General features: G+C 38.3%; 14 protein-coding genes. 4 read left to right on the forward strand and 10 right to left on the reverse strand.

Annotated features, from left to right (window positions below):
• The 7 genes from HMPREF9071_RS10850 to HMPREF9071_RS10880 form a co-directional block, all read right to left on the reverse strand.
• Positions 1-2,635: hypothetical protein (locus HMPREF9071_RS10850; protein WP_009401282.1), on the reverse strand; the 2,635-nt coding region annotated here is incomplete at its 3' end.
• Between the two features lie 224 nt (positions 2,636-2,859).
• Positions 2,860-3,159 carry a DUF3467 domain-containing protein gene (locus tag HMPREF9071_RS10855; RefSeq protein ID WP_009401284.1) on the reverse strand — a complete coding sequence of 100 codons (300 nt, stop codon included), beginning with the start codon at positions 3,157-3,159 and terminating at the stop codon, positions 2,860-2,862.
• A gap of 4 nt (positions 3,160-3,163) precedes the next feature.
• Positions 3,164-7,447 carry a DNA-directed RNA polymerase subunit beta' gene (gene rpoC / locus HMPREF9071_RS10860; protein ID WP_040358753.1) on the reverse strand — a complete coding sequence of 1,428 codons (4,284 nt, stop codon included), beginning with the start codon at positions 7,445-7,447 and terminating at the stop codon, positions 3,164-3,166.
• 305 nt (positions 7,448-7,752) lie between these two features.
• On the reverse strand, positions 7,753-9,411 hold the full coding sequence (ggt, locus tag HMPREF9071_RS10865) for a gamma-glutamyltransferase (protein WP_253908294.1): 1,659 nt from the start codon (positions 9,409-9,411) through the stop codon (positions 7,753-7,755).
• Between the two features lie 417 nt (positions 9,412-9,828).
• Positions 9,829-10,587: a hypothetical protein gene (locus HMPREF9071_RS10870; protein WP_009401288.1), complete on the reverse strand. Its 759-nt coding sequence runs from the start codon at positions 10,585-10,587 to the stop codon at positions 9,829-9,831.
• A gap of 59 nt (positions 10,588-10,646) precedes the next feature.
• A complete protein-coding gene (gene tpiA / locus HMPREF9071_RS10875; protein WP_009401289.1) occupies positions 10,647-11,399 on the reverse strand; it encodes a triose-phosphate isomerase in 753 nt (250 codons plus the stop codon).
• Positions 11,400-11,531: 132 nt separating this feature from the next.
• Positions 11,532-13,277: a peptide MFS transporter gene (locus HMPREF9071_RS10880; protein WP_009401290.1), complete on the reverse strand. Its 1,746-nt coding sequence runs from the start codon at positions 13,275-13,277 to the stop codon at positions 11,532-11,534.
• A 289-nt stretch (positions 13,278-13,566) separates the two neighbouring features.
• Between HMPREF9071_RS10880 and HMPREF9071_RS10885 the strand changes: the two genes are divergently transcribed.
• Both HMPREF9071_RS10885 and folP read left to right on the forward strand, forming a co-directional pair.
• Entirely contained in the window at positions 13,567-14,664 is a 1,098-nt protein-coding gene (locus HMPREF9071_RS10885) for a CapA family protein (RefSeq protein ID WP_009401291.1), read from the forward strand.
• A 144-nt stretch (positions 14,665-14,808) separates the two neighbouring features.
• Positions 14,809-15,633, forward strand: a complete 825-nt coding sequence (folP, locus tag HMPREF9071_RS10890; RefSeq protein ID WP_009401292.1) for a dihydropteroate synthase — start codon at positions 14,809-14,811, stop codon at positions 15,631-15,633.
• A 60-nt stretch (positions 15,634-15,693) separates the two neighbouring features.
• Here folP and HMPREF9071_RS10895 read toward each other — a convergent pair whose 3' ends face one another.
• The 3 genes from HMPREF9071_RS10895 to HMPREF9071_RS10905 are packed head-to-tail and all read right to left on the reverse strand — an operon-like array spanning position 15,694 to position 16,928.
• On the reverse strand, positions 15,694-15,951 hold the full coding sequence (locus HMPREF9071_RS10895; RefSeq protein ID WP_009401294.1) for a hypothetical protein: 258 nt from the start codon (positions 15,949-15,951) through the stop codon (positions 15,694-15,696).
• Positions 15,932-16,246 (reverse strand): co-chaperone YbbN, encoded by a 315-nt coding sequence (locus tag HMPREF9071_RS10900; RefSeq protein ID WP_009401295.1) that lies wholly within the window; start codon positions 16,244-16,246, stop codon positions 15,932-15,934. The genes HMPREF9071_RS10895 and HMPREF9071_RS10900 overlap by 20 nt, the downstream gene beginning before the upstream one ends.
• Before the next feature lie 46 nt (positions 16,247-16,292).
• Complete coding sequence (locus tag HMPREF9071_RS10905) at positions 16,293-16,928, reverse strand: peroxiredoxin (protein ID WP_009401296.1); 636 nt, start codon at positions 16,926-16,928, stop codon at positions 16,293-16,295.
• 241 nt (positions 16,929-17,169) lie between these two features.
• Here HMPREF9071_RS10905 and HMPREF9071_RS10910 point away from each other — a divergent pair, with 241 nt between their 5' ends.
• The gene (locus HMPREF9071_RS10910) at positions 17,170-17,619 is read left to right on the forward strand and encodes a DUF2271 domain-containing protein (protein WP_009401297.1); all 450 of its coding nucleotides are present in this window, start codon (positions 17,170-17,172) and stop codon (positions 17,617-17,619) included.
• A gap of 137 nt (positions 17,620-17,756) precedes the next feature.
• Complete coding sequence (locus HMPREF9071_RS10915; protein WP_009401298.1) at positions 17,757-19,385, forward strand: acyl-CoA carboxylase subunit beta; 1,629 nt, start codon at positions 17,757-17,759, stop codon at positions 19,383-19,385.
• The last annotated feature ends 12 nt before the right edge of the window (positions 19,386-19,397 follow it).

Below are 19,397 nucleotides of genomic sequence, written 5' to 3' on the forward strand. Positions count from 1 at the left end.
CAGCTGAAAGTGGCACTACATCCGTTACTTCCTTTACTGTAAAGGTCTTATAAATATAGGTATGAGCTAACAAACCAACCCCTCTTTCTTGAGGTCTAAATCCATAGGTATATCCATTCTCCTCTGGCTTATAGACTGCTGTATAATGGTGATTACCTCCTGTACCAATTCCTAAGATATAATTACCAGGAGGCAAGTTGTCTATCTCTGCTTTTTTCTCATATTTGGAAGGATCTGATGAAAGCTTGGCAACTGTATATCTCGCTTGTCTTATATAGTTTCCCGTATTAGCCCGTTTGTAAAGTGGTTCTGTTCCTCCTGGGTCTCTAAAGACATGTAGCCAACCCAGTACATTGTTATCTACCTCATCTACTGCCCTGTAGATAAGCTTTCCTCTTCCCACTTGTCCATTCTTACTACATTCTACCTCTACCTTTAAGGGATCTATCTGTATGTACGGTGCAGGAGTCTCCGCTACAGTAAGAGGAAGGTTACGGGTAGCACAATTATTCTGAATATTTACAATATATTCTCCTGGCGGCACATCCATAATCAGTATATAGCCTGTACGTATATCTGCCTCCTTGTAAGTTCTCTCAATAGGAAATTTTATCTTATAGGTACCTGCCAAGCCTTCAGGACCAGTAGCTATATAGGTCTTTATCCCTTGTAAGCCATCCTTGCGACGGATAGAGACCTTCAAGGGGTTAGCATCAGTTACTATATCTCTCACACCATATAGCTGTACCCTTTTTCCTCTGTGTTCCCACTGTAGGACTGCCCCGTACCCATTATAGGCGGCATGTACCCCTATATTATCAATCAAGTCAGGCTTAGTAAGGGTTATCTCCTGAGAGACATAGTGCTTGCAATCAGTAGGTGTAGCGGGGTTAAAAGGCGTAGAAGCTCCCGCATATTCTACTTGATATTTGTTAGTTATGGTAGAGACTGGTACATACATCCTATGGCGATTAACATCATATTCGTCATAGAACTTATACATGATATCCGTTACTGGGGTGGCTGCCTGCCAAACATTGGAGGTCTTCACACGCCCTTTCATTCCTGTGAAATTACAAAAATCGGTATAGGAAGGCGTTCCTCCATGTTGGAAATGAGTGGTAAGTTCCACCTCTCTGTCACAATCACTTCCTCCTATTTTCTTACGTACTCCTATTTGAGTGTAAGGCTTGTAAGGTGTAGTAACAACCGTATGAGTGAGCACTATAGGAGTTGCCAAGGCACAATCCTCATAAGTAATGGTGATTACATCTCCTCCTTTTACCTTATGAGCGGACTTATGCACCATGGCATCGTAAAGACTACTCAGCCTAAACTCATTATTCCCATACACGATCCCATGAGCGTCTATTCTCGTTTGTGGCAGGGCATCGGTATTGGTGAATTGTTCAGGATATCCTGGAAGCATTACCCCACCACGCTTTACTTCAACCCTTAGAGTATAAGTATAGAACTTATCACGGGTTATTTGATAATTGAGAATACTATTTCTATTAGGGAACTTAGGTGCTACGGCAAACTCGTATTCCCCACAGTCAGCACAGGTGTGTGCCAAGTGAAGTCTCAAGGATTCTGCAGAGAAGCGAAGTGGATTGGTCTGGGTACGTTCGGCTACACAACCTGCTCCTATGTCTTTTATCTTAATAATATAATCCTTTCCTATCTCTAACCTCTTACCTGCATCAGGTTCTATTTCCTTCAGAGTAGTTCCTGTAGCACCTCCTTTAGGAAAAGAAGCATCCGGATTCCCTGAAGATACAATTAACTGGTTATTATCTTTCCGACGTACCTCTACCTGAAAGGGACCTATAGCATTAGAATTATTAATCTCTACCGTGAGCATTCCTCTGGAGCCTTTGAGAACTCCTTTCTGTTTGCAACTCTCTAAGGTGAGACCTCTAAGGAAAGAAGCTGAAGCTGGCTTGGTAGTGAAGTTTCTTACGTTACGGTTTTCTTTTTTTTCGCACATTCCTCCTCCTACTTGATCAGTTACCTCTATCTCATACTTAGTATTGGCTTTAAGACCTGTGGTAATTTGTACAGTAGTCTCATTGCCTGTCTTATTAGTAGGGGCTGAAGTAGCTGCAGCGGTAGCTTGCCCTACTTCATAGAGTTTTATCACAAAGGGACCTGCACCATTTTTTATCTTAAAGGTCATTTTCCCGTCGGAGGTACATTCCCCTACAGCACGTTCGGCATCAGTCTGCTCGAAAGGCTCTACCACGATAAAATCCCTATAGGTGGAGACTACCGCTTGGGTAACTACTGTAGGATGGGTCATAGTACCATCCTTCCTGACAAGTTTTACTTTATAGGTGCCTGAGGAAAGATTCTTGAATTCTGCCTTTCCTGCACTATCAAATGCCTGCTGGGATTGTTTATTAGCACCACTATTATCATACAGCTCTGCCCACCAGTCAGCTACATAAGCAGCTCCTTTAGCGGCTACAGCAGCACTCCAATCCACCTTCACTGTACCTCCACATACTGTGTTCTGAACACTCGTACTATATGGAGGAGGGGTAGTTTGCGATCTACCTAACAGAGAAAAGCATAAAAGAAAAAGTAAATATAAATACCTATTTGTTTTTATATTAGAACTATTGATTTTCATAATCTTATAATTTTATTAGCTATTTATAAGGTATTTTGTGTGCAAATTTATAAATTATTATTAAGATACCAAGTATTTTTTCTTTATTTTTTTTCACAATTTGAAATTTAACATTTAAAATGTTAAATATTTTCCTATTGACAATAATTATAAGCAAACGGATTTCAATAAAAAAATGGTTAATGACAAAAATCATCAACCATTTTCTAAACTATTTAATTAAATTACGCTTCCCCTGAATTTCCGAAATGAGTTTGCTTATTTAAGATATCATCTTCCGAAACTTTATCATGTTCGTATTGATAGAGATTACTACTAAGGGTATGTATCAGTTGTTTGGCTTGCGAGGGAGTAATAATTATCCTACTCTGCACCCTCGCTTTGGGGACTCCTGGCATAATGCTTACAAAATCCAAAACAAATTCAGTTTCTGAATGATTTACTACCACTAAGTTAGCATATACACCACTGGCAATACTATCATCCACTTCAATACTAATCTCCTTTTTTATTACCTTCTCCATGAGATCATATATTAATATTTTGTTTTGCTAAGTCCTTACGGGAACCTACTATGATATTTTCATACCGTTTCATTCCTGTCCCAGCGGGGATACGATGACCTACAATCACATTTTCCTTCAATCCATCTAAGTAGTCCACTTTACCTTGTACGGCAGCTTCATTAAGTACCTTCGTGGTTTCTTGGAAAGAAGCAGCAGAGATAAAGGATTTTGTTTGTAAAGAAGCTCGCGTAATACCTTGTAATACAGGAATAGCAGTAGCAGGAACTACCTCACGAGCCACTACTAAGTTTTTATCCTGACGCTTAAGGAAGGAATTCTCATCTCGTAACTGTCGCATGGTCACCATTTGTCCGGCTTTAAGGTTTTCGGAATCTCCAGCATCCACAACTATCTTCATGCCAAATATCTTATCATTTTCCTCAATAAAGTCATCCTTATGTACCATCTGTTCTTCCAAGAAGAGTGTATCCCCAGGATCCTGAATTTCCACCTTGCGCATCATCTGACGTACTACCACTTCAAAATGTTTATCATTGATCTTCACCCCTTGTAAGCGGTATACTTCTTGTACTTCGTTCACCAAATATTGTTGAACAGCGGAAGGGCCTTTTATCCTTAGGATATCATCTGGTGTTACAGAGCCATCAGAGAGTGGCATCCCTGCACGTATATAGTCATTCTCCTGTACCAATACTTGGTTAGAAAGTTTCACCAAATAAGTACGCTTTTCACCTGTTTTAGATTCAATAAAGATTTCTCGGTTACCACGTTTTACCTTTCCAAAAGAAACGACTCCATCTATTTCCGCTACAATTGCAGGATTAGAAGGATTACGTGCCTCAAAAAGCTCAGTTACACGAGGAAGACCTCCTGTAATATCCCCAGACTTAGCGGATTTACGAGGTATCTTAACCAAAATCTTACCTTCTTTTATCTTCTCTTTATCATCTACCATGATGTGAGCTCCCAAAGGCAAGGTGTAGGAACGTAATATATTGCCCTCCTTATCTTGAATATGCAAGGTAGGAATGAGTTTTTTATTACGTGATTCAGAGATTACTTTTTCTTGGAAACCTGTTTGTTCATCTATTTCCACTTGGAAAGTAACTCCTTGTTCTATATTTTCATAAGCTATTTGTCCGGAAAATTCAGAGATAATTACTGCATTATAAGGATCCCATTGGTTAATTACATCTCCCTTTTGAACGGTATCTCCATTCTTCTTAAAGATAAAAGAACCATAAGGAATATTAGAAGTACTTAATACCATGCGGGTATGAGGCTCTAAAATCTTTACCTCAGAGGTACGAGAGATGACTACCTCTACTGCATTACCATCATAATCTTCTCCGCTAACGGTCTTAAGATCATCAATTTCAAGAATCCCATTGAAGTGTGCAATAATCTTATTCTCTTCAGAGATATTTCCAGCAGTACCTCCCATGTGGAAAGTACGTAGAGTAAGCTGAGTACCTGGCTCTCCGATGGATTGTGCTGCCACTACCCCAACGGCTTCTCCTATCTGTACCATCTTACCTGTAGAGAGGTTACGTCCGTAACATTTGGCACAGATACCATGTTTTGCCTCACAGGTAAGAGCAGAACGTACTTCAATATATTCAATAGGGGCTGCATTAATCTTAGCTACAGCATCCTCACGAATTTCTTCTCCAGCAAGGACAATAATTTCTTCATTAAGTGGATTTATAACATCATTAAGAGCTACACGACCCAATACACGTTCCCCAAGAGTTTCAATTACTTCTTCATTTTTCTTGAGTGCACGTATCTCAATACCACGAAGAGTTCCACAGTCATCAGTATTGATAATCACATCCTGAGATACATCCACCAAACGACGGGTAAGATAACCTGCATCGGCAGTCTTAAGAGCAGTATCGGCAAGCCCTTTACGAGCTCCGTGAGTAGAAATGAAGTATTCCAAAATAGAAAGACCTTCCTTAAAGTTAGAAAGGATAGGATTCTCAATAATTTCTCCTCCTCCTGCGGTGGATTTCTTTGGCTTTGCCATCAATCCACGCATACCAGTAAGCTGGCGAATTTGCTCCTTAGAACCACGTGCTCCAGAATCAAGCATCATATATACAGAGTTAAACCCTTGCCTATCCTCACTAATACGCTTCATCGCCAAATCTGTAAGACGTGCATTGGTAGAAGTCCATACATCAATTACCTGATTGTAACGTTCATTATTGGTGATAAGCCCCATGTTATAGTTATTAATGATTCCCTGCACCTGTTCATTAGCATCGGCAATCATCGCCTGTTTTTCCTTTGGAATAATGATATCGCCTAAGGAGAAAGAAAGACCTCCTTGGAAGGCAAACTTATATCCCATGGATTTGATATCATCTAAGAAATCTGCAGTACGTGGAATACTAGTGCATTTGAGTACATGCCCTATAATATCACGAAGCGATTTTTTAGTCAATACGGTATTAATATATCCAGCTTCTTTAGGCACTACCTCATTGAAGAGTACACGTCCCACAGTAGTTTCAATAAGCTTGGTTACGATATTACCCTTTTCATCCAAATCCTTAGTACGTACCTTAATAGAGGCATTTAAGTGTACTTTACGTTCATTATAAGCAATATTCACTTCCTCTGGAGAGTAGAATACGGAACCTTCTCCTGCAATAGGATCTTCAGGAGTACTCTTACGAACCTTAGTGATATAGTACAATCCCAAAACCATGTCCTGAGAAGGCACTGTAATTGGTGCTCCATTGGCAGGGTTCAATATATTATTAGAAGCTAACATAAGCATCTGTGCTTCCAAAATAGCCTCAGGTCCCAAAGGAAGGTGTACTGCCATTTGGTCACCGTCAAAGTCGGCATTGAAAGCGGTACACACCAATGGATGCAAGCGAATTGCCTTACCTTCAATAAGTTTTGGTTGAAATGCCTGAATACCCAAACGGTGCAGTGTAGGGGCACGATTCAGAAGTACAGGATGCCCTTTAATGACATTTTCCAAAATATCCCATACTACAGGCTCTTTCTTATCTATAATACGTTTAGCAGATTTTACAGTTTTTACAATACCACGTTCAATGAGTTTACGTATCACAAAAGGTTTGTAAAGCTCAGCTGCCATATTCTTAGGAAGTCCACATTCATAAAGCTTTAACTCCGGCCCTACTACAATCACAGAGCGCGCAGAGTAATCCACACGTTTCCCTAATAAGTTTTGGCGAAAACGTCCTTGCTTCCCTTTTAGAGAATCTGACAAGGATTTCAACGGACGATTGGCATCCGTTTTCACAGCAGAGGATTTACGGGTATTGTCAAACAAAGAATCTACAGATTCCTGTAACATACGTTTTTCATTACGTAGAATTACATCTGGAGCCTTTATTTCTATCAAACGCTTAAGACGATTATTACGAATAATCACACGTCTATACAAATCATTAAGGTCAGAGGTCGCAAAACGACCACCATCCAAAGGTATAAGCGGACGAAGTTCTGGAGGTATCACAGGGATGACCTTCATGATCATCCATTCGGGCTTATTCTCTCTATTTTTCTGGGAATCACGGAAAGCCTCTACTACTTGCAAGCGCTTAAGAGCATCTGTTTTACGTTGTTTAGAAGTTTCTGTATTAGCCTTATGGCGAAGGTCATAAGAGAGTGCATCCAAGTCCAAATCATGAAGTAGATCAAAGAGTGCCTCAGCTCCCATCTTAGCAACAAACTTGTTAGGGTCAGTATCCTCTAAATATTGGTTTTCTACAGGAAGTGATTCCATAATATCCAAGTACTCTTCTTCGGTAAGGAAATCCATCTTCTGTAATGGATCTCCATCAATAGTTTTGGCAATACCTGGCTGGATTACTACATAACGCTCATAATAGATAATCATATCCAACTTCTTGGAAGGGAGTCCCAGCAAGTAACCTATTTTGTTAGGCAATGAACGAAAATACCAGATATGTGCAATAGGCACAACCAAGCTAATATGCCCTACACGTTCTCTACGTACCTTCTTCTCAGTAACTTCCACCCCGCAACGATCACACACAATTCCTTTATAACGAATACGCTTATACTTCCCACAAGCACACTCGTAGTCCTTTACAGGACCAAAAATACGCTCACAGAAAAGCCCATCACGCTCAGGCTTATGTGTACGATAATTAATCGTTTCAGGTTTGGATACTTCTCCCCTAGAGACCGCTAAAATACTCTCAGGTGAAGCTAGTCCGATAGAGATTTTATCAAATCTCATTACTGCATTTTTCTCTTTTACTCTTGCCATAGCATTTTTTAATAACAAATTTGTTCCCATTTGGACAAACACACGAAAAGAGGAGGTTACATAATCACTCGACTACGTTACCTTCTCCATCACGCTCCCTCCTCCTAAAGAGAAGAAAAACAAGTGTTTGTATGTGTTAGGAAAGTCAAAATAACTTCTATTGAACACTTTACCAAATTGCGGGCAAAGATACAAAAACTTTTTTATATTACAATTTTTTTGATGATTTTTTCTTTAAAAACAAAATCATTAAATATTGTTAAAATCAGCTCTCTTCTCAAGAAATATCTTTAACCATAAGATCATTAAAACCCTATTGCCGTATCATCGCCACGAGGATCAGCACCTCCCTCTAAGGAACCGTCTCTTTCAACCAAGATAGCATCTACTTTACCGATAATCACAAAATTCTCTTCCTTAGGTTTATAACCCTTTGCCTTGAGCTTAGCTACCACTTTGGGATTAAAACCATTAGGTTCAAACATTACATCATCAGGAAGCCATTGATGATGAAAGCGAGATTTACTTACAGATTCTTGCATGGTCATTCCATATTCGAAGACATTTAAGAGACATTGCAGTACTGAGGTAATAATAGTAGAACCTCCTGGTGTACCAATAACCATACGAAGTTTCCCGTTCTCTTCCACTATGGTAGGTGTCATAGAACTAAGCATACGTTTATTGGGTGCAATCGCATTTTTCTCAGAGCCTACCAATCCGTATGTATTAGGTTCTCCTGGCTTTATACTGAAATCATCCATCTGATTATTAAGAAAAAAACCTCCTCCTTTTACATACACTTTTGAGCCATAATTTGTATTAAGGGTAGTGGTTACGGCTACTGCATTCCCTTGTGCATCTACTATAGAATAATGAGTAGTTTCATCACTCTCATAACCTACTATCTTCCCATGAGCTATTTCAGCAGATTTGCTTGCCTTATCCCAAGAGAAACTTCTCATGCGTTCCTTAAGATATTCAGGAGAGAGGAGAATTTCTGTAGGAACTTTTACAAAATCAGGGTCTCCCAAGTAATAGGCTCTATCGGCATAAGCACGACGCTCTGCCTCTACCAAGAGCTGTATGTATTTTTCTCCATTATGAGGATATTTTCCTATGTTATAAGGAGCTACCGATTTTAGAATTTGTGCTAAGCAAATTCCACCACTAGAAGGTAGTGGCATAGAGGAAATAGTATAATTCTTATAATTAAAAGTAATAGGAGTACGCCACTGAGAATGGTAATTCTTTAGATCCTCAAGGGTTAGGATTCCTCCTAATTCTTGTACATAACTGACAATTCGCTTAGCCGTTTCTCCTTCATAGAACTCAGCACGACCTCCATCACGAATACGTTCTAAGGTTTGTGCTAACTGTTCATACTTAAAGTGCTCACCTGCCTTCCACCCTTTATCAAAAGGAGTTACATAGTTATTGGCTTTTCTAATTTCATCAACATTTTTCCCCATATAGAAATCAGCTTGCAAGGGCGTAATAATAACTCCCTTACGAGCCAAATCAATAGCTGGCTGTATGAGTTCTGCCATTGGAAGCGAACCAAATCTCTTATGTACCTCAAAGAGGGCATCAATAGTTCCTGGCACCCCTATTGCCAATGCCCCAAAAGTGCTCTTATCAGGAATTACCTTGCCATTGGCATCCAAGTACATATCACGATGTGCCTTACTAGGTGCTTTTTCACGATAATCTAGAGCTCCTTTTTCTCCATTGGCAAGACGATAGACCATAAAGCCTCCACCTCCAATATTTCCTGCATTGGGGTAAGCCACAGCTAAAGCAAGTTCAGTAGCTACCATAGCATCAAAGGCATTACCTCCCTTTTTTAGAATAGAAAGCCCTATCTGAGAGGCTTCCTCCTTGGCACTAACCACCATCGCATGTTTAGCTATTACTCCCTTTGCGGACTGCTGGGATATTTTTGAGGTAGTGCAAGCTCCCATGAGGAGAAGCACAAGAAAGAACAAAAATTTTTTCTTGAAAATCATATCCATTATATTTAAATTGATTGTGCAAATATAATGAATTTATCCATAATTCAGACAAAAGAGTATTATTTTTTATTTCAAAGGAGATCTTTTCTAGTTAATTCTTTATTCCAAGCGACACGGAATCTTACAGGCCTACTTTCCTTAAAAGAAAATTCAAATGGATCCACTGCAAAATAGCAATTTTCCTTAGTTTAAGAGGTTTTTAAGTAATTACCCTTAAGAGAGCAAGAGCAGATGTCTTTTCGAAATAGTTGCCTTATTATCCTATCTTCTTCTTTGATAATCATCTCTTTCTCATAGAATTTTGTCACTTCCCCTCTGGAGAAAGGAGTACAAAAATGCAGTGAATAATAATGATTTCACCACTAATTAATCTTTAAAAGCGTTTGGATATTTAGCTTTTATTTCTTTGATATATTCGCCCCAACCATACTTATAGTACTGAGGTGCAGGAGAGAATTCCCCAGCTCCCATATCCAAATCCCCTGCACAAGGAACACGATAATGACCCCAACTTACTTGCTGAGACTTATGTGTTTGCTTACTTGTCCAAGTTCCTATATAGGCATTATTCAGGTAAGGGTCTGCCATGAGATAGCCATCGTTATATTCTATTTTTCTCTTTTTGGAGAGAAACCACCATAGGAGTACTTTCCCTTTGAATATGCCCGTAGCGGGAAGATCTTCGTATTCGTCCAAGGTAAAATCCCCTACAGCCACGCCTTCCTCCTGTACACCACTATTTTTCGTGTTGAGTTCTCCACTTGCATCCTCTGATTTACCTGAGACAAACTGGGTTAGGATTATACGTCCCTTGAATTGACGTATGTTCTTTCCTACACGTGTTTTCCCAGCTACTTCATACACCAAAGGATGCTTTGGGTCACGCTTAGCGGAAGAGAATATGACTACTAATCGTTTTTTATGGACCCCTATAGCTCCTAAATAATCCGTACTTTGGTCAAGAATAAGGGAAGAAAAATCCGCCTTTTGAATATCTATCTTAGAAGGATAAGTCTTATCATAGAACATCGTCATTTTCTGCAATACCTGCTCATAGGCACAAGGTTGTGCTATAGCACAAAAAGGGAGCAAACTTAACAGTAGTGTAAAAATCACTTTCTTCATATCTAAAAGTTAAAAAGGGACAGAGTTTTCTCTATCCCTTATGATAAGTCTTTCTTGAACTATTTCATAGCCTGAATAATAGTGATAAAATCATCTACTATGAGGGCAGCTCCTCCTATGAGTCCACCATCTACATCGGGGTTAGCAAAGAGAGAAGCAGCATTCTTAGCATTACAACTACCTCCGTAGAGGATGGAAAGATCATCAGCTACTGTTTTTCCATATTTATCAGCTACAATCTTACGTATAAAGGCATGTATTTCCTGTGCTTGTTCAGGAGTAGCTGTCTCCCCTGTACCAATTGCCCATACAGGTTCATACGCAAGTATGATACTTGTCCATGCTTGTTGTGGAAGATGAAAGAGAGCTTTTTCTATTTGACCTTTCACCACTTCAAAGTGCTTACCTGCCTTACGTTCAGCAAGCTTTTCCCCTATACAGAAAATAATACGGAAATGATGTGCTAAGGCTGTATCTACTTTCTTGGCAAGGCTCTCGTCAGTCTCGTTAAAGTATTCACGACGTTCGGAGTGCCCTAAAATGGTAGTCTTTATCCCAATAGCTTCAAGCATAGAAGCGGAGACCTCTCCAGTGAAAGCTCCTTTTTCAGCAAAGTGCATATTCTGCGCTGCTACAATAATGGGAGAATTTTTTGTTTTTTCCACTGCCAAAGCCAAATTCACAAAGGAGGGTGCAATAACCACCTCCGCATGAGTTTGCGGAAGCTTTTGTAACAAGGTATTAATGAGCTGAACAGATTGCTCGGCATCATTATTCATCTTCCAGTTTCCTGCGATTACTTTTCTTCTCATAAGTCTGTTATTAAAATAAATTGTTTGTTAGTCCTATCGTAAGGAGGTGTAAAGGTAGGATTTTTTTATTGAAAATGCAAAAAGAATAAGGACGAATTTTCATTCGTCCTTAATTCTCATTTAATTAAAAAATTATTTCACACCATGCATGAGTTTCTTAATCATAGGATGCAGAAGTATTACCAATATCCCTGCTGCTGTTGCTATCACAGCAAAGATAAGGAAGAAAGAACTTAATCCATAGTTCTGTTTTACATACTCTATTTGTCCTCCTAAGGTAGCGGCTATCTTCTGAGCAATGGCTATACCTAAGTACCACATACCAAACATGAAGGCAAGCATCCTTGCGGGTACTAATTTGGAAACATAGGAAAGTCCCACAGGAGAGATAAACAACTCACCTAAAGTATGGAACAAATAGGTAAGGATAAGGAATACTACAGAAATCTTAGCTCCATCACCCAAATCCACTGAACCTAACCATATTGCTAAATATCCAATAGCAACAAAGAACAAGCCAAAGCCATATTTATAAGCTGCAGGTGGATTGAACTTAGATTCCCATATCTTGGACACCGAAGAGGCTAAGGTAATAACAAAGAATGGATTTAGCACAGAGAACCATGATACAGAGATTTCAGAATCTGTTTTAGCAAACTCGCTCTTAAGCATATATACCACTACTACCCAAATCAAAAAGAAGCAAAGAAGAAGAATCATATTGGTAATAGGAATGCGTTTCCATGTAGCTATAGCAAGTTGCATCAGCACATAAGAAATAATAATCAATGGTACTACTATAATAAGACTATTGATAATATTAAAGGTAAGCAATCCACTACCACTAAGACTCCTATCCACATGATCACGAGCAATAATAATCAAAGAAGAGGGTGCCTGATCAAAGGTAATATAGAAAAACATAATAAAAATTGCTAAACTCACTACCGCTAACATTCTGCTACGTACAACCCCTTCGTAACGCATGATACGAGAGAAAAGTACATAGATAAATAAGACTAAAGTAATGATAATAAAGAGTGTTTGCCCTCTCATAAAAGAGCTATCCGCCCACTTGAAGACATCAAATATCCCATTCTTAGACAAAGGGTCATTGAAAGCATAGGTAAGTCCTAATATAGTAACAACAACAATAAGAATACTATCTACAAGAGTAAAAGGATTACGTTTATCAGTATCTACTTTTTGTTCCTGTTTATGAGGTTCTTCCTTCTTAAGTACCCCTAAATCACCCATAAGGTTCTTAGCAAAGATAAACTGAAGAGTACCCAATGCCATAAAAATACCAGCTAAGCCAAAGCCCCAACTCCAACCTTGAGTCATGGCAAGATAACCACAAAGCATAGTACCAAAGAAAGAACCAGAATTCACGCCCATATAAAAGATAGTATAGGCACTATCCTTCTTATCGGCATGCTCCTTGAACATTTCCGAAAGGATAGAAGGTACATTAGGTTTAAAGAACCCTACCCCAATAACAAGGCAGGTAAGTCCCAAAAAGAACATAATAGGGGTTGATAGGAATAGACATAATTGTCCAAAGGTCATCACTACTGCCCCCGTAATTACGGCATTACGTGCTCCAATATACCTATCGGCGATAATACCTCCCAAAACAGGAGTAAGGTAAAGAAGCATCGCATACGTACCATAGAGTGATGCCGCTTGTTCAGGGGTCCAGCCCCAACCTCCCTTGGGATCACCAAAGAGAATTTCGGCAGTTAAGAATTGCACCAAGAGTACTCGCATCCCATAAAAAGAGAAGCGCTCCCACATCTCAGTAAAGAACAAAAAGAAAAGCCCTGAGGGTTGCCCCAGTACTTTTGTGTCAAAATAATGTTTCTTTTGCTGTTCCATAGTATTTATAATAAATAATTTGCTGTTTCTTATCTTTTACTGATTTATCTGCAACACTTTTGCCTAAAAATCCCTTATGACAGACTTATTCTTTGCATTTTTGATAATATTCCTTTTCTGTAAGAAGCTGTCAATTACCACTTTGCTATTAAAAATAAGTCTTTCAAAAACGGTTATAAAATTAAATCTTTTTTTTGAATTTTCCTAATCTTTATCTGTAAAATTTATTCTTTTACCTTTTAAGAAAAAATTGTACCTTTGCACATATTATCTAAGTCATCCTTTTCTGATGAAAAAAATAATTTATATTTTTCTCCTATTCTCCTATTCTCCTCTCTTTCCTCAAGAGAAAGATACACTTTCATTACTCTTTGTGGGAGATATCATGGGACATTCTCCACAAATCCACTCAGCTTACAATAACCAAACTGGACGTTATGAGTATGACCCTGTTTTTGCTAAGGTAGCCCCCATTTTTAAGGAAAATGACTTTGTCATTGCTAATTTAGAGGTTACTCTTGGAGGAAAACCCTATACAGGTTATCCTACTTTTTCCTCTCCAAATGCATTAGCAGCAGCTTGTTATAATAGTGGGATCAATGTAATGGTAACGGCTAATAACCATTCTTGCGATCGTGGTCTGAAAGGGATTACTAATACCCTTTACCAATTGGATTCCTTAGGTATCAGGCATACAGGCACCTTCTATGACCTAATGGACAGGGCTCGAAGAAACCTCCTTGTCCTAGAAAAAAACCGCATCCGTATAGGTATTCTTAACTATACCTATGGTACTAATGGTTTACCTATCCCCAATCCTACTCAGGTGAACCTGTTAGATACGTTACAAATTAAGAATGATATTTATCATGCCCAGAAATTAAACTTGGACAAGCTCATCACAGTAGTACACTGGGGTATTGAATATGCTAATAAGCCTAATAAAGCTCAAAAAGATATGGCTGATTTCCTCTTCAAAAATGGTGTAGACATTATCATAGGAGGGCACCCTCATGTACTACAACCCATGGAAATACGTCCCTGTAAAGCCCCTTACTCTGACCAATTTATCACCTATTCTATAGGAAACTTTATCTCCAACCAGCGAAAACGTCACACCGATGGAGGAGTAATGGTCAAACTTACTTTAATAAAGAATCAACACAAACAAACCTATTTCTCTGCTCCTAAATACTACCTCACTTGGGTACATATTTATAACAAAGAAGGAAAAGCCCACTATGAGATTCTTCCTTGCACTCAAGTAGAAAAGGAAAATTTTAAAGGTATGTCCTTAGAAGCTATAAAGCAAATGAAAATTTTTATAGAAGATTCTCGAAAGCTATTCAAAGAGAATAACTCAGGGGATATTTTTGAAAAAAAATAGTCTTTAATGACCCTTAATAGAAGTTTACAAGGAGAAAAAACACTACATTATATATAGATTTATAAAACTACATATCAAAAAAGATATCTTTCAATAACTTCACAATCTTACACATCTGTTTGAATTAAAACTAAATACTAAATAATGCAAATTAATTGTAAGGGTGAATTAATCACCTTTGATACTCCTAAAGTAATGGGAATACTGAACATAACCCCAGATTCTTTCTATGCAGGAAGTCGTACCCAAAGTACAGAAGTACTCAAAAGAACAGAAAAAATGCTTTTAGATGGGGCTTCTTTTATAGATATTGGTGGATATAGCTCTCGCCCCAATGCACAAGAAGTTTCTCAAGAGGAAGAGATCCAACGGGTAATCCCTGTAGTGAAAATGCTTGTGGAACATTTTCCTGATATTCGTATTTCGGTAGATACCTTTCGTAGTGAAGTAGCACGACTAAGTCTTGAGACGGGAGCCTGCATCATCAATGATATTGCTGCTGGACAAATTGAGGCTACCATGTGGGAGGTTATACAGAAATATCAGGTACCCTATATAGCTATGCACATGCGAGGTACACCACAGACTATGCAAAACTATACCCAATATGAAAATCTTACTAAGGATATTCTCTTCTATTTCTCCCAAATAAAGGATAAAACACGTAAGTTGCAGATCAATGATTTAATCATTGATCCAGGTTTTGGTTTTTCTAAAACTCTTGCCCAGAACTATGAACTTATGCAACATCTGTCTCTTTTTAGGGAACTGGATTGCCCTATCTTGGTAGGTATTTCTCGCAAATCCATGATATACAAGCTCTTCAATTCTTCTCCTGAAGAGGCTCTCAATGGAACTACTGTATTGAATACTTTTTCTTTGCTTCAAGGAGCAGATATTCTCCGCGTGCATGATGTAAAAGAGGCTATAGAATGCATAAGAATTATAGAAGAACTAAGAAAAAAATAGAAAAGAGGCTGTCCCAAGAAAAAGTCTGGGAAGCCTCCTGTAAAGAACTAATTTTTAAATTTATTTATCTATGGTACCAAGTACCCGCCGCATAAAAGCATTAAGAGCATCCTTCTGAGGAGTACCTGCTTTGATAAGCTTTTGTACCTCCAAAGCTCCATACATATTAGAGAGAAGTTCTCCGATAACATCTACCTCTTCCTCTTTAAGGGAAGAAAGCTCAGTGAGATACTCTAATACTTCTATTGTTTCTATCAAATAATCCTCATCATTAACCTCAATAAACTGAGTAAGGTGCTTAATTACTGGTAATTTCATCAATCAATTCATTTAGTACCTCTTGTTTATTGGTTTGTACGTCTCTGACAAGCTGTCCATCTACAAAAATAGCAAAGGTAGGTAGGTTAGTTACATTAGCGAGTTTACGAGATTCTGGAAATTGCTCTGCATCTACAATCACAAAGGTAATATCCTCTCTCTCTGAGGCAAGTTTCTTAAATTTGGGCTTCATAATACGGCAATTCCCGCACCACGAAGCGGAGAATTGTACCGCCACTTTTTTAGTAGCTTGTACTATTTCTCCTAAAGTATCAGTGGTGAGTTCTACTAACATAATTTAATAAAGAGATATAATATTTTTTTGTTTTTAGATGTGAGAGCTAATGTTTAGCTAAGTATTCTGCTGTGCTCTTCCTATCGGCAGTCATAGCATCTTTGCCTTCTTCCCAGTTAGCAGGACATACTTCTCCAAACTTTTGCACATGTGTATAAGCATCAATAAGTCGTAGGTATTCTTTAACATTACGTCCTAAAGGCATATCATTCACACTTTCATGGAATATTTTCCCTTGTTCATCAATAAGGTAAGTAGCCCGATATGCTACATTAGAACCTTCAATAAGATAAGTTTCTTGTTCTTGGTTATATACATGCTCTGCGTCCAGAATCCCCAGAGCATTAGAAAGATTACGAGTAGTATCGGCAAGGAGAGGATAAGTAACTCCTTCTATTCCACCTTGATTTTTCGGGGTATTAAGCCAAGCAAAATGTACTTCACAGGTATCCACGGAAGCACCTATAATAATTGTATTACGCTTTTCAAATTCAACTCGTAACTCCTCAAAAGCATGTAGCTCTGTAGGACATACAAAGGTAAAATCCTTAGGATACCAGAAGAGAACTACTTTTTTATTCTTCTTAGTGGCTTCTTCTAAGATATTAATTCGAAGATTATCACCCATTTCTGACATAGCGTCAACGGTAATATTTGGAAATCTTTTTCCTACTAATGACATATTTCTCTTAATTTAAAATAAACTATATTTCTACTTTTTTTCAGTGGCAAAAGTATAAAGAAAAACTATAGTATGTCTACTATCTTAATCGTTTTTTTCTATAGTAGAATAAGTTTTCACAATACTTGAAACTCTTGAAATTGTTAAAATTCATCATTCCTAATTCTCATTAAACAAGAATTACTATCTTTGTACTTTTAATTTTTTAAACCTTTATATTATGATAAGGAAAATATGCTTTATGTTATTTACATTTCTTTCGCTATCTCTTTTAGCACAGGATAAGTACAAGTGTATGATACAGATGACCAACTATACAGGAGAATCCGCTTATATGGTAGTTTCTTTGATTGATCCAGAGGGAAATTATCAAAAGACTCTTCATATTTTTGGAGACAATGGTAAGTATTATGACTCTCTTAAAAAGTGGTTTGGTTTTTATTCTTCCAAGAAAGAAAAAGTAGATGCTATTACAGGAGCTTCTATTACTCAAGGTGATCGTAAGACTATTGTACTAAACCTTGAGAGAAGCCTATTGAACAAGGGATACAAAATTCGTTTTGAGTCCGCCGTAGAAGACCAATATTACTACACTACTGATGCGGAAGTACCCTTTTCCTCAGAGGGTTTGAAAAGTAAAACAGAAGGAACTGGATACATACGCTATGTACGCATTATTGAAGTCAAGTAACTCCTTCTCTTAACCTATTGAAAATAAAATATTTGATTTTCATTTAGAAAATAGAGCATTTTTTAACAAAAAAAAGAGACTTAATCACTTGCAAAAACAATAAAAATTCCTAATTTTGCAATCTCTAAAATTTCCAAATGAATATAGCCTTTAATAAGAATGAAGATTATAACAAGCTTGCTCGTGACCAAGTTCGTCAACGATGGGAGCAAATAAAACTTGGAGGTGGAGAAAAAGCTATAGAGAAACTTCATTCACAAGGTAAGCTAACTGCACGCGAGCGTATTGATTACCTATTGGACAAAGATAAATCACGTTTGGAAATAGGCGCTTTTGCAGCAGAGGGCATGTATAAGGATTATGGAGGTTGCCCTTCTGCAGGAGTTATTGTAGAAATCGGTTATGTGAAGGGTAGGCAGGTGATTGTCGTTGCTAACGATGCTTCAGTGAAGGCAGGTGCTTGGTTCCCAATGACTTGCAAAAAGAATCTTCGCGCACAAGAGATATCAATAGAAAATCGCTTGCCTATCATCTATTTAGTAGATAGTGCAGGCGTTTTTCTTCCTTTACAAGATGAAGTCTTCCCTGATAAGGAACACTTTGGACGTATTTTCCGTAACAATGCACAGATGAGTAGTATGGGAATTGTTCAGATAGCAGCCATCATGGGAAGTTGTGTAGCAGGAGGCGCTTATCTGCCTATTATGAGTGATGAAGCTCTGATAGTTAACAAAACAGGAAGCATATTCTTAGCAGGAAGTTACTTAGTGAAGGCTGCCATAGGAGAGAATATTGATAACGAAACACTTGGAGGAGCAACTACACATTGCCAAATTAGTGGAGTTACAGATTATCAATGTGAAAATGATTATGATGCCTTAAAGGTTATTAAAAATCTTGTTGACAAATTAGGAGACGCTCCTAAAGCCGGTTTCAATAGAATAAAGAGCGCAAAACCCAAACTCAAAGAAACGGATATCTATGGTATTCTGCCCTATGATAGGTCTCTTCCTTATGATATGAAAGAAATTATCCTTCGCATAGTGGATGACTCCGAGTGGGAGGAATACAAAGAAGGTTATGGAAAAACAATCCTTACAGGTTATGCCCGCATAGATGGCTGGGCTGTAGGGATTGTAGCTAACCAACGAAAGGTGGTAAAAACAAAAAAAGGAGAGATGCAGGTGGGGGGAGTTATTTATTCCGATAGTGCTGATAAGGCAACTCGCTTTATAGCTAACTGTAACCAAAAGAGGATTCCTTTGGTATTTCTACAAGATGTTACCGGCTTTATGGTGGGTAGTAAGTCCGAACATGGAGGAATTATTAAGGATGGAGCAAAGTTAGTAAATGCAGTTGCTAATTCTGTGGTTCCAAAATTCACTATTATTATAGGCAACTCCTATGGTGCTGGTAACTATGCCATGTGTGGCAAAGCGTATGACCCTCGCCTTATTGTTGCCTACCCCACAGCTCATATAGCAGTAATGGGAGGGGTACAAGCTGCTAAAGTACTCCTACAGATAGAAACAGCAACCCTTAAGCGTAGAGGAGAGAGCCTTTCACCTGAGAGAGAAACTCAGTTATTGGAGGAGATACAATCAAAATATGAAGCACAAACCACACCCTATTATGCCGCTGCACGCTTGTGGACAGATGCTATCATTGATCCTTTAGATACACGAAAATGGATCTCCCAAGGGATAGAGGCTGCCAATAACGCCCCTATTGAGAAGAATTTTAACTTAGGAGTAATTCAAGTATAATAATTAGAATAA

The sequence above is a fragment of the Capnocytophaga sp. oral taxon 338 str. F0234 genome (assembly GCF_000192225.1).
In the GTDB taxonomy this organism is placed as follows: Bacteria; Bacteroidota; Bacteroidia; order Flavobacteriales; family Flavobacteriaceae; genus Capnocytophaga.

Coding starts and splice junctions, on each gene's coding strand:
- HMPREF9071_RS10855 (WP_009401284.1), bottom strand. CDS start 3,159: ATGGAGAAGGTAATAAAAAAGGAGATTAGTATTGAAGTGGATGATAGT.
- rpoC (WP_040358753.1), bottom strand. CDS start 7,447: ATGGCAAGAGTAAAAGAGAAAAATGCAGTAATGAGATTTGATAAAATC.
- ggt (WP_253908294.1), bottom strand. CDS start 9,411: ATGGGAGCTTGCACTACCTCAAAAATATCCCAGCAGTCCGCAAAGGGA.
- HMPREF9071_RS10870 (WP_009401288.1), bottom strand. CDS start 10,587: ATGAAGAAAGTGATTTTTACACTACTGTTAAGTTTGCTCCCTTTTTGT.
- tpiA (WP_009401289.1), bottom strand. CDS start 11,399: ATGAGAAGAAAAGTAATCGCAGGAAACTGGAAGATGAATAATGATGCC.
- HMPREF9071_RS10880 (WP_009401290.1), bottom strand. CDS start 13,277: ATGGAACAGCAAAAGAAACATTATTTTGACACAAAAGTACTGGGGCAA.
- HMPREF9071_RS10885 (WP_009401291.1), top strand. CDS start 13,567: ATGAAAAAAATAATTTATATTTTTCTCCTATTCTCCTATTCTCCTCTC.
- folP (WP_009401292.1), top strand. CDS start 14,809: ATGCAAATTAATTGTAAGGGTGAATTAATCACCTTTGATACTCCTAAA.
- HMPREF9071_RS10895 (WP_009401294.1), bottom strand. CDS start 15,951: ATGAAATTACCAGTAATTAAGCACCTTACTCAGTTTATTGAGGTTAAT.
- HMPREF9071_RS10900 (WP_009401295.1), bottom strand. CDS start 16,246: ATGTTAGTAGAACTCACCACTGATACTTTAGGAGAAATAGTACAAGCT.
- HMPREF9071_RS10905 (WP_009401296.1), bottom strand. CDS start 16,928: ATGTCATTAGTAGGAAAAAGATTTCCAAATATTACCGTTGACGCTATG.
- HMPREF9071_RS10910 (WP_009401297.1), top strand. CDS start 17,170: ATGTTATTTACATTTCTTTCGCTATCTCTTTTAGCACAGGATAAGTAC.
- HMPREF9071_RS10915 (WP_009401298.1), top strand. CDS start 17,757: ATGAATATAGCCTTTAATAAGAATGAAGATTATAACAAGCTTGCTCGT.